The following is a 4,035-nucleotide window of genomic DNA, read 5'->3' as shown; positions in this document are numbered from 1 at the left end:
TCTGGAATTTTTCTGAAACTTGGATTTATTCTGAATATATCACCACTTACATATGCATATTCCTTTCCTGGTATGTCTGGAACAAATGTATCTGTTCCAGTGCCTATTATTATATAGTCTGCACTGTAAAGCTTTTCCAAGCCATCAGCATTAACCTTTACTGTATGTTCGTCAACAATGTACGCTGCACCCCTTAAAAGCGTAACTCCTGAATTTTTAATCTCACGATCGTGATTGGCATATCTTATTTTCTGAACTGAATCCTTTCTTTCAATTATTTTTTCATAGTCAATATTAAAGCTATAAAATTTTTTAACTCTGGCGTAATTGTGCACGTTTTCAATGATTGTTTTTGATGGGACACATCCCTCTGAAAGACAGTTTCCAGATAGGACACCCTTTTTGTCGACCATTAACACACTGTAACCGGACTGGTCAAGCCTGAAGGCGGCAGGATAGCATGCCCCACCAGCACCTATTGTAATTACATCGTAATGTTCCATAACTTAAATATAATAGAACTATAAATAACATTTACCATAAAATTAAATTTATTTATTTTTTCCTCATTAATACACTTCCCATATCAGAAAATCCTTTGGATGTGTAATATACCCTGTGGCAGCTGGGGCAAACATACGCCTCAAAATCCCCTATATATTCATTATTTTGATGGTAGGGAGCATTCTTTAATTGCATATCAATATTGCAATGTGGGCAGACTTTTACATTATTTATTTCCATAATTTTTATAATATAATGAAAATACTTAATGTTTTTTTATTATAAAAAGTAAAAACATCTTATATACTTCATTCATACTTTTAAAAATGCTGGAATCCAAATCATTGGTTAAAAAATGTTTTACTGTTCTGGGGTATTAAATTCCAGTCCTTTATAAATCTGTTAACATTCATTAATGTTTCCGGGTGGTCGAGCATCTGCTTTAATACTCCATATGGTGCTGTAACAGCGTCAACACCTGCCATTCCGCACTCGATAATCTGAACTGGATTTTTAATTGCAGCCCCCATTATTTTTGTTTTCATATTATAATTATTAAACATGGTTCTTATTGTTTGAATAACCTTATATGAACTGTTACCTGAATCATCTATGCTGCTTAAATATACAGTTGAATATTCAGCATTATTTTTTGCTGCGGCCAAAGCCTGCAGAGGGGTAAATATTGTGGTTGCGTTAATTTTAATGCCCCTGGATCTTAATGAGGCCATTGCAGCCATCCCATTTTGTGTAACTGGAATCTTAACTATTACATTAAGTCCAAGAGAATGTATTTTCATCGCCTGTTTTAAAATGGTGTCGTATTCATCTGATGTTACCTGTATGTGCACCTCACCATTAACATGTTTTATAATATTGTTAATGATCCCCGCAGTATCATTATTGTCATCCACTTCCTTAGATAAGATTGACGGATTTGTTGTTATGCCATCCAGAATGCCGTAACGGGCTATATTATTTATTTCATCAATATTTGCTGAATCCAGAAATATTTTCATTGTAACCTAATTTACATACATAATTTATATTTAAGTGTTTATTATATTTTTATAAATAATTCATTGAATTTAAACTAAATTTTTCTTATAAAGCTTGAAGACCTTAAATATTTTAAAAATAGTTCCTGGTACAATGCAGCATTTTGGGATGGTTCAAAAACTTCATGATAATCCTGTTTAACGTCATGCCCCATTGATATTAGGGCAGCGCCGTATGCTGTGCTGTTCACATTGCCTAAATAAACAGTTTTATTGAAAACATCTGATATTATTTGAACCAGCAGTTTGCTTTCTGCACCACCACCGGATATTACTATTTTTTCTGCCCCCTGATTCATCTCTTTATATACATGTTTTAAATTAAATGCTATGCCCTCCATTACAGACCTTATTATGTCATTTCTGCTGCTGCCTGAACTAATGCCGGAGAATGATGCACGAACGGTGCTTGAATTAAATGGTGATCTCTCACCGTTAAGGTATGGAAAAAATAGAATGCCATTGCTTCCAGGGTCTGAAGACATGGCGAGTTTCTCTGATTCCTTATAACCTAAATTTAAAATGCTATTTATCCATTTTAATGATAATGCACCTGACTGTGTTACACCCATTAAATGCCATTTATTTTTTTGTGCATGGCAGAATAAATGCAGTGAATTATTTTTGGGAATTTTATATTCCTTTAAAAGCTTAAAAACGACACCGGATGTGCCAAGTGTTATACCGAGGTCATTTGGTCCAAGCCCCATCCCTATGGCAGATGCCTCCTGATCACCTGCACCGGCCCTTATTTCTATTCCATCATAATATGAATCAGTATCGTATGATTCATTTAAATCCCCGAATATTTCTGGATATATGTCTAAATGTTCAAATATCCGGGTCCATGATCTTTTTTTAACATTTAAAAGATATGTGCCTGATGCATCAGTTACATCTATGGATTTTTTCCCTGTTAAATAATATTTAACAAAATCCTTTGCTATAAATGCATTTTTCATCTTTTTAAAATTTTGTTTTTCATTATATTTTATCCATAAAAGTTTAAGCAGGCTGAAATTTGAGAGTGGGTAATTTCCAGTTTCATTAATTAAATTTTTTAACCCATATTTTTTGATAAGAAATTGTGAGTATTTATATCCTCGGAAATCTGACCATAAAATGGCATTTCTCACTGGCTTTTCGTAGTCGTCTGTTATTACAAATGTGTGCATCTGGCCTGTAAAGGCCATTGATTCTGGCCTTTCAGGCAGTGATTCCATGATTTTTTTAAATCCGTTTATCCAGTCATATGGGTTTTCCTCTGCATAACAATTATTAAAATAAATCTTATAATCTATTGATTTTTCAAAAATTATGTTTCCTGAACTGTCAATCATAACTGCCTTTATTGCATTTGTACCCACATCTATGCCGAGATAAGACATTTATGAATTTAATATATTTTTTTATATAAACTTATTTAATAAATCTGGTTTAAAAATTTAATGAATCTATAAATCAACTATAGTTTTAATATATTTTGCATACTCACCGTTTTCAAGGTAATCAGGAAGCTGTTCCAGGCCTATGTGTTTTTCTGTAAGAGGTTTCATCCTTTCACGGTATTTTTTTATTATGCTAATGGCAGTTTCAAATGTATTCCTGTATCTAAAAATCCCATGAACAGTGATCTCATTTGATGTTATTTTTAAATTGTTTAGGCCATCTTCATTACCCATTCCAATCAGAAAAATGTCACCGCCCCTTTTTACATGTTCAAGGGCAAATTCTGAGGCAAATCCACTGCATTCAAAAACAGCATCAAATTTGTCCCTAATTTTATCATTCAAATAGGCATTAAAGCCACATTTACTGGCATAATCCATCTTTTTTGGATCCACATCACTTAATGTTACACTGGCACCACTTGATTCCGCAACAAATGCAGTCAATATACCAACGGAACCGGATCCTGTAATGAGTACAGAATCACCGGGTCCTATAAGGGACTTTCTTACTGCGTAAACACCAACAGACATTGGCTCTGCAAGGCTTGCCTCTGAGGTTGAAAGCCCTTTAGCATTATAAACAAAGCCCTCAGGATGAACAATATATTCCCTCATTGAACCATCAACCGGAGGTGTGGCAAAGAATTTAATATCGGAACATAGATTGTATCTTCCAGATCTGCAATAAATGCATTTCCCGCATGGTATTCCGGGTTCTATGGCAACAACATCACCACGTTTAATATTATCACCATCAGATTCTGCTATTCCTCCAGTTTCATGGCCAAGTATCATTGGGGATTTTAAAATAAAATCACCAATCCTTCCACTGGAATAATAATGAACATCAGAACCACAGATACCCACTGATTTTACCCTTATCTTTACATATCCATCCGGTACATAATCCGGGTTCTTTATATCCCTGATTTTTAAATTTTTTTGGGACTCCAGTATTGCCGCCCTCATTATATATTTTATTTTCTTATCATTTAATTTCATTCTTGGTTTATATTCTTTTA

5 protein-coding genes are annotated in these 4,035 nt (G+C 33.8%); all 5 read right to left on the bottom strand.

Features of this window, described 5'->3' with window-relative positions; translation table 11 throughout:
• On the bottom strand, positions 1–503 hold a 503-nt coding region (locus AOG54_RS01405), incomplete at its 3' end, for an FAD-dependent oxidoreductase (protein WP_162200842.1).
• A gap of 52 nt (positions 504–555) precedes the next feature.
• Positions 556–744, bottom strand: a complete 189-nt coding sequence (locus AOG54_RS01400; RefSeq protein ID WP_048101290.1) for a hypothetical protein — start codon at positions 742–744, stop codon at positions 556–558.
• Between the two features lie 101 nt (positions 745–845).
• Positions 846–1,523: a transaldolase family protein gene (locus AOG54_RS01395; RefSeq protein WP_048101291.1), complete on the bottom strand. Its 678-nt coding sequence runs from the start codon at positions 1,521–1,523 to the stop codon at positions 846–848.
• Positions 1,524–1,597: 74 nt separating this feature from the next.
• Complete coding sequence (locus tag AOG54_RS01390) at positions 1,598–2,950, bottom strand: xylulokinase (protein WP_052656710.1); 1,353 nt, start codon at positions 2,948–2,950, stop codon at positions 1,598–1,600.
• A 66-nt stretch (positions 2,951–3,016) separates the two neighbouring features.
• Positions 3,017–4,035: alcohol dehydrogenase catalytic domain-containing protein (locus tag AOG54_RS01385; protein ID WP_055032307.1), on the bottom strand; the 1,019-nt coding region annotated here is incomplete at its 5' end.

Origin of the sequence: Acidiplasma aeolicum (assembly GCF_001402945.1) — an archaeon.
GTDB lineage: Archaea > Thermoplasmatota > Thermoplasmata > Thermoplasmatales > Thermoplasmataceae > Acidiplasma > Acidiplasma aeolicum.
This window is presented reverse-complemented; position numbering and strand designations above follow the sequence as displayed.